This window comes from Chitinophaga sp. (assembly GCF_036569125.1).
Taxonomy (GTDB): Bacteria; Bacteroidota; Bacteroidia; order Chitinophagales; family Chitinophagaceae; genus Chitinophaga.
The window spans coordinates 1-7,569 of the sequence record NZ_DATCRF010000751.1 but is presented as its reverse complement, the minus strand read 5'-3'; the positions used below and the strand labels follow the sequence as shown (position 1 = coordinate 7,569).

General features: G+C 50.1%; 5 protein-coding genes and 1 pseudogene. All 6 read left to right on the top strand.

From position 1 onward, the window contains the following. Positions 1-1,021: pseudogene (locus tag VIM87_RS27775) on the top strand (hypothetical protein); the annotation flags it as partial. Positions 1,022-1,059: 38 nt separating this feature from the next. Next, complete coding sequence (gene nhaA, locus VIM87_RS27770; RefSeq protein ID WP_332000138.1) at positions 1,060-2,241, top strand: Na+/H+ antiporter NhaA; 1,182 nt, start codon at positions 1,060-1,062, stop codon at positions 2,239-2,241. A 170-nt stretch (positions 2,242-2,411) separates the two neighbouring features. Next, complete coding sequence (locus VIM87_RS27765) at positions 2,412-2,837, top strand: hypothetical protein (RefSeq protein WP_332000137.1); 426 nt, start codon at positions 2,412-2,414, stop codon at positions 2,835-2,837. Between the two features lie 43 nt (positions 2,838-2,880). Next, entirely contained in the window at positions 2,881-3,408 is a 528-nt protein-coding gene (locus VIM87_RS27760) for a hypothetical protein (RefSeq protein ID WP_332000136.1), read from the top strand. Between the two features lie 102 nt (positions 3,409-3,510). Next, positions 3,511-5,037, top strand: a complete 1,527-nt coding sequence (locus VIM87_RS27755; RefSeq protein WP_332000135.1) for an NAD(P)H-hydrate dehydratase — start codon at positions 3,511-3,513, stop codon at positions 5,035-5,037. Between the two features lie 140 nt (positions 5,038-5,177). Then, on the top strand, positions 5,178-7,376 hold the full coding sequence (locus VIM87_RS27750; protein WP_332000134.1) for a sodium-translocating pyrophosphatase: 2,199 nt from the start codon (positions 5,178-5,180) through the stop codon (positions 7,374-7,376). The last annotated feature ends 193 nt before the right edge of the window (positions 7,377-7,569 follow it).

The following is a 7,569-nucleotide window of genomic DNA, read 5'->3' as shown; positions in this document are numbered from 1 at the left end:
TAAAACCGTGCTGGCCACCCAGCACCCCCTGCTGATCCTGGAACGTGATAAGGATACCCTGTACATGGTAGCCGATACGCTTTTTTCAGGGATAATGAGGGGCGACAGCATTATAACGGCGCCGGTTAAACGCCCGGGGGTAGATAGCCTGGCCGAGGATACCGCCGCTCCCAGGAAAATAAAGGCGCCCAAACAATTACCGCCGCCGGATTCCCTGCAGGAGTTTGCACAGATGGATTCAGCACGACGGGCCATCGCAGATTCACTGACCGCCGCACCGCAGCGGGTGGATACTGCCTTAAAACTTACGCTCAAAAAAAATAAGGATACCCTTATCACTGGCAAGCCTTTACTCAAAAAGGATACCGCGCTGGTTACCCATGGCCTCAAAGGCCCCGATTCACTGGCATTGGCGCCCCCGAAGGATACGGTGAAACCGGATACAACGGAAAAGCGCTACATACTGGCTTACCACCATGTACGCATTTATTCCGATTCCCTGCAGGGCGTGGCAGATAGTGTATACTACTCCTCCCGCGATTCTATTTTCCGTTTTTACCGCGATCCCATCTTATGGGCCAATAATACCCAGCTTACAGGCGATACCATTTACCTGTATACTAAAAACCAGAAGGCCGACAAGCTGGTAATGCAGCCTAATGCATTGATAGTAAATGAAGCGGAGCTTAACAAGCCGTTGTATAACCAGATCAAAGGCAATATTATTACCGGCTACTTTGCAGGTGATGCGCTGGACTGGATGCATGTGGATGGTAATGCGGAAAGCATTTATTATGTGAAGGATGATGATGGCGGCTTTATAAGCGTAAATAAATCACTCAGCGCTATTATTAATATTCACTTCACTGCCGGTGAGCTCAATAAGGTTGTGTTCATCAAAGACCCGGAAGGCACCATGTACCCTTTTACACAACGGCCTAAAGATGAGATGCTGCTGGAAAATTTCCGCTGGGATGTTAAGCGCAAACCTAAAAGCAAGTATGAGCTAATGGGTAAATAGCCGCCACAGGCTGATTTGTAAACTAAACCGACTTGTGAATGGCAACTTCTGTAGGACATAAATTAAAAAAGTTCAGGAAAAAACTACTCTCACCCCTGTACGAATTTCTGCAGGATAGCCGTGCAGTGGGCATTGTGTTAATGGTATGCACAATAGTTTCATTGATAACTGCTAACTCTCCTTACCAGGCCACCTATATTAATTTCTGGGAAACAGCCGTACACATGCCCGATGGCTGGCATCTCCCCCACTCCCTGCTGCACTGGATCAATGATGGATTAATGGTGCTGTTCTTTTTCCTGGTAGGTATGGAAATAAAACGGGAGCTTACGGTAGGCGAGCTATCCTCCATTCAAAAATCCCTGTTACCGGCGCTGGCAGCCCTGGGTGGCATGATATGCCCGGCATTGATCTTCCTGGCTTTTAACGGAGGCACTGCCCATGCGCATGGCTGGGGCATTCCCATGGCCACGGATATTGCATTCTCATTAGGCATCCTATCCCTGCTGGGAAAGCGCATACCTATCACGCTGAAAATATTCTTAATGGCCCTGGCTATTATTGACGACCTGGGCGCCATACTGGCCATTGCTGTTTTTTATACAGCTACCTTGCAGCTCACCTGGTTGTTATGCGGGGCTGGGGTAATGGTTTTGCTTATTGTCCTGAACCTGCTGAAAGTACAGCGGCTGATCTTTTACCTGGTACCCGGCCTGGTATTATGGTACTGTATTTACAATTCCGGCATTCACGCCACCATTGCGGGGGTGCTGGTAGCCTTTTGCATACCGCTTACCAAAATAGCCGGCCTTATTCATCACCTGCACGATCCGGTTAACTTTATAGTGATGCCCATTTTTGCGCTGGCTAATACGGCTATTGCTTTTCCGCAGGATCTGATGCAGGCTTTCACATCGCCGGTTAGTTATGGTATACTGGCCGGGCTGGTGCTGGGCAAGCCGCTGGGTATTTTCTTATTTTCTTTTATAGCGGCCCGGTTAAAATGGGCGGCCCTGCCGCATAAAACTACCTGGGCACAGCTGCTGGGCGCCGGTATGATAGCGGGCATCGGGTTTACGATGTCTATTTTTATTTCAACACTGGCGTATAAAGAGGCGGAGCTGCAGATCATTTCTATTATGTCGGTTATGGTGGCTTCCCTGCTGGCTGGCCTTATTGGATTTATTTACCTGAAGCTATTGAAACCTAATAAAGTATAATAAGCAGGCGCTTCCTTCGTTATTTATAAGCTATCTTGGCATTGTTATTGTTGAATCCTCATACCAACATGAAAGCGGGCATAACAACACATGGTTCAGGGGACAAAAAATGGTATCAGCTGCAGGTTTACCAGCGGTTTATATTATTTACCCTGATTTTAACTGGATGTATGTACGATCTCAAAGCACAAACAACAGCATCAAAAGGCCCCCAGGTAGGTATCCGCTTAGGTTTACCGCTGGGCGCTACCGCACGCTATTTCTTTACCGATGCCGATGCCGTGGAAGGCATTGCCGGCATTTACAATGAAACATTTACCGTTACAGGTTTATATGAACGCCATTTCGATCTGTCGGCGCTTACTGTACAGGGCTTTGCCTGGTATGTAGGCGGCGGGGCGCATATGGGCGTACGGAAATATGAGGGTAATACGAAATTTATAGCAGGGGTGGATGGGATATTGGGATTGGATTATAACTTTGCGGCTATTCCGCTGAACCTTAGCCTTGACTGGAAACCGGCTGTACATTTCAGCACACCTTCTGACCTGGCCTCCTTTGCAGTATCTGCCAGGTATCTTTTAAACAGGAAATAACCATTTGATCTTTACAACTATAAAACCAAACAATAGTATCAAAATGAAAAGAGCGGCATTAATCCTTGGCCTGGTTGCCCTGCTGGCAGTACAGGCAAATGCACAAAAGTTGAGAAGAGGCGCCGAAGCACCTGCTAATTATGGAACAGCCATCGGTATCCGGATGAACCCCTGGATCGTAGGTTTTACCATCAAACATTTCATCTCCGGCCCTCACGCCATTGAAGGATTGGCTTTCACCAACTTCGACAAAGGCGGCAACGTTACTTTTACAGGTTTGTATGAATATCACTGGAATGTGTTCGGTAAGCCCGAATTCCTGATGTACGCCGGTGGCGGTGCACACGTAGGTATTTATGACCGTTTTGACTATGACCGCGACCGCTGGTTCCGCAATGGCGATGGTACGTATGTTACCGCTGGCCTGGACGGCATTTTTGGCGTGGAATACACTTTCAAAAAGATCCCGCTGAGCGTAAGTGCTGATCTGAAACCGTTCTTTAACTTCTCCGGTGGTACCCACTTCATGGGCGAAGAAATAGGCGGCGCATCTGCACGGTATACTTTCTAATAGTGGCCACACTATAAATATGAATTGGTTGAAAAGCCCTGGTTTAACGCCGGGGCTTTTCTTTTTGATCAAAACTTTCCCGTATTTTTATACACTACGTGTATGAAAATTTTTACGGCTACACAAATACGGGAAGCAGATGCTTATACCATACAGCACGAGCCTGTTAGCAGTCTGCAGCTAATGGAAAGGGCAGCCACAGCCTGCGCGCAATGGCTGTTCCGCCACTTTGATGCCCGCAGGCCCTTTTACATATTTTGCGGGATGGGCAATAACGGGGGCGATGGACTGGCCATCACCCGCATGCTGTTGAACAACGGGTATAAAGCTACTGCCTGCATTATTCACCACAGTAATAAGGCATCTGCAGATCATATGGCTAACCGGCAGCTGCTGGAGCAGCAATATCCCCAAAGCATATACGATGTGGCCGCCGTAGCCGACCTGCCTACCTTGCCGCCCAAAAGCATTATTGTAGACGCTATTTTGGGCACCGGCCTGCGAAGCGCCATAGAGGGCTGGATGGCCGGCCTTATTCACCAGCTGAATGATCTGCAAACGCGGCATACCCTGGTGGCCATTGACCTGCCTTCCGGTATGCTGGCCGATGCTTCCAGCGCGCATATGCCCGTAGTGCACGCCAGCATTACCCTTAGTTTTGAAGTATACAAGCTGGCCTTTCTGCTGCCTGAAAATGCAGCGCGTACCGGCCAGGTGCATATATTACCCATAGGCCTGCACCCTGATTATCTTACGCAAACGCCTACCCGCTTTCATGTAACAGATGCGCATATGATGCGTACCATTTACCAGCCCCGCCAGCCCTTTGCCCACAAAGGCACTTACGGGCATGCGCTGCTGGTAGCAGGCAGCTATGGTAAAATGGGCGCCGCGGTGCTAAGCGCCAAAGCCTGCCTGCATGCCGGTGTGGGGCTGCTTACCTGCCATGTGCCGCAATGCGGGTACCAGATCATCCAGATCAGCGCACCTTCCGCTATGTGCGTAACCGATATACAGGAAACCTACAGCAGCCACTTTCATGAAAGCGCACCGCAAACACGCGGTTTGCAACAATATAAGACCATTGGTATAGGCCCGGGGCTGGGCACCGCCACGGGTACGGCCAAAGCCCTGGAACAGCTGCTGGAGCAGTACCGGCAGCCAATGGTGCTGGATGCGGATGCGCTGAATATTATCAGCGAATACCCGTTCCTGTTACCCCGCATACCGCATGGCTCCCTGCTAACACCCCACCCCAAAGAGTTTGAGCGTATATTCGGCAGCAGTGATAATGATTTTGCGCGGCTGGAGCTGTTGTCCCGCCAGGCAGTGAGCCTGCAGCTGTATATATTGCTGAAGGGACGGTTTACGGCTATGGCCTGCCCGGATGGCTCCGTGTACTTTAACTCCACCGGCAACCCCGGTATGGCTACCGGCGGTAGCGGCGATGTGCTGACCGGCATCCTTACTTCCCTGCTGGCGCAGGGTTATGCGCCTAAAGCCGCTATATTGCTGGGCACTTACCTGCATGGGCTGGCCGGCGATATTGCAGCCGCCCGTATGTCGCAGGAGGCCATGACCGCCGAGAGCATTATAGATTGTTTGGGACCCGCCTTCCTCCAGCTGTGAGGGTGAAAAACAGCACGCTATTCCATGCTTCCCGCTACTGGTACGGCTTTCAGGCAAATGCCGGCACATTAAATTCTCATTAGCAAAAGTAGTTTGGAAACATTATTTTTGTCAACCTTGTATATTTTAAAATCGCTTATATGAGTATCGTGTACCTTGTTCCATGTTTTGGATTAATTGCATTACTGTTCACTGCTGTCAGAAGCGCCTGGGTTGTACGCCAGGACGCCGGAAACGAAAGAATGACCGAAATAGCCAAACATATCGCTGAAGGCGCTATGGCATTCCTGAAAGCCGAATACAAAGTTCTTACCTACTTCGTAATAATCGCAGCCTTGTTGCTGGGTTATATGGGAGCTTCGCATGAAAATTCCGACTGGACCATTGCACTGGCATTTATCATGGGGGCCGTGTTCTCTGCTACGGCCGGCTTCATAGGCATGCGCATTGCCACTAAGGCAAATGTGCGTACCGCGCAGGCCGCACGTACCAGCCTGGCCAAAGCCCTGCAGGTATCCTTTACCGGCGGCTCTGTAATGGGTATGGGCGTAGCTGGTTTGGCCGTACTGGGCCTGGGCAGCCTGTTCATCATACTCAAAACTTATTTCGGCGCAGCTGCCAACACGCCGGAAATGATCAAAACAATTGAAGTGCTCACCGGCTTTTCACTGGGTGCAGAAAGCATTGCGCTGTTTGCCCGTGTAGGCGGTGGTATCTATACCAAAGCAGCCGACGTAGGCGCTGACCTGGTAGGTAAGGTGGAAGCCGGCATCCCCGAGGATGATCCGCGTAACCCTGCTACCATTGCAGATAACGTAGGTGATAACGTAGGCGATGTTGCCGGTATGGGCGCCGACCTGTTTGGCTCTTATGTAGCCACGGTGCTGGCCACCATGGTGCTGGGCGCTGAAACACAGTCTGTAGATAACTTTGGCGGTATTGCTCCCATCCTGCTGCCTATGCTCATTGCAGGTATGGGTATCATCTTCTCCATCATCGGTACCTTCTTTGTAAAGATCAGCGAAAACGCAGGCTTAAATACCGGCGCGGTGCAAAAAGCGCTGAACATGGGTAACTGGGGCTCCATTATACTCACCGCCGTGGTAGTATATTTCCTGGTACAATGGCTGCTGCCGGAAAGCATGCTGCTGCGTGGCCATGAATTTACCAAAGGCGGCGTATTTGGCGCTGTAGCAGTAGGTTTGATAGTAGGTACCCTCATGAGTATTATTACGGAATATTATACGGCCATGGGTAAACGCCCGGTGCGTTCCATCATTCAACAGTCGGCCACCGGCCATGCTACCAATATCATTGGCGGTTTATCGGTAGGTATGGAATCCACAACCCTGCCCATTCTGGTGCTGGCAGGCGGCATTTACGGCTCTTACGCATTTGCAGGCCTGTATGGCGTAGCCATTGCAGCCGCGGGTATGATGGCCACTACAGCTATGCAGCTGGCCATTGACGCTTTTGGCCCTATTGCCGATAATGCCGGTGGTATTGCTGAAATGAGCGAGCTGCCTAAAGAGGTACGTGAAAAAACAGATATCCTGGATGCAGTAGGTAACACTACCGCTGCTACCGGTAAAGGTTTTGCCATTGCATCTGCTGCGCTTACCGCCCTGGCGCTGTTTGCCGCTTTTGTGGGTATTGCTAAGATCAGCAGCATTGATATTTATAAGGCCAATGTGCTGGCCGGCCTGTTCGTAGGTGGTATGATCCCCTTCATCTTCTCTTCCCTGGCAATTGCAGCCGTAGGCCGTGCAGCCATGGCGATGGTGCAGGAAGTACGCCGCCAGTTCCGCGAAATCCCGGGCATTATGGAAGGCAAAGGCCAGCCGGAGTATGAAAAATGCGTGGCCATTTCAACGCAGGCCTCTATCCGCGAAATGCTGCTGCCAGGCGCTATTGCATTGATCATGCCGCTGATAATAGGGTTTATTTTTGGCCCTGAGGTGCTGGGTGGTTTCCTGGCCGGTGCTACTGTAAGCGGTGTATTAATGGGTATGTTCCAGAACAATGCCGGCGGCGCCTGGGATAATGCCAAGAAGTCTTTTGAAAAAGGCGTGGAAATAAACGGTGAAACTTACTACAAAAAATCAGAGCCGCACAAAGCCTCTGTAACCGGTGATACCGTGGGCGATCCTTTTAAAGATACTTCCGGCCCGTCTATGAATATCCTCATTAAGCTGATGTCTATTGTATCCCTGGTGATTGCGCCTACCCTGGCACAGATCCACGGCAATAATGCAGATACCGTAGCCAAAAAGAAAACGCAGCCTGTTGAACAGGTGGTGAAGACTGAAAAAGCCGCTACGCTGATCGTGAAAAAATAATGTGCTGATGTGCAAATATGCAAATGTGCAGGTGTGCTAATGATGGCCATCTGCACATTTGCATATTTGCACATCCTCTCATTAATCCCTATCTTTGTACTGTAATTTCATTAATTACAGAATGGTTAAAAGTAAGTTTGCAATATCAGTACATATTTTAAGCCTGCTGAGTACCGGCGGGGAAGAGTGGTTA

Excerpts from the sequence above, each read along its gene's own strand:
- nhaA (WP_332000138.1), top strand. The coding sequence starts at position 1,060 with ATGGCAACTTCTGTAGGACATAAATTAAAAAAGTTCAGGAAAAAACTA.
- VIM87_RS27765 (WP_332000137.1), top strand. The coding sequence starts at position 2,412 with ATGTACGATCTCAAAGCACAAACAACAGCATCAAAAGGCCCCCAGGTA.
- VIM87_RS27760 (WP_332000136.1), top strand. The coding sequence starts at position 2,881 with ATGAAAAGAGCGGCATTAATCCTTGGCCTGGTTGCCCTGCTGGCAGTA.
- VIM87_RS27755 (WP_332000135.1), top strand. The coding sequence starts at position 3,511 with ATGAAAATTTTTACGGCTACACAAATACGGGAAGCAGATGCTTATACC.
- VIM87_RS27750 (WP_332000134.1), top strand. The coding sequence starts at position 5,178 with ATGAGTATCGTGTACCTTGTTCCATGTTTTGGATTAATTGCATTACTG.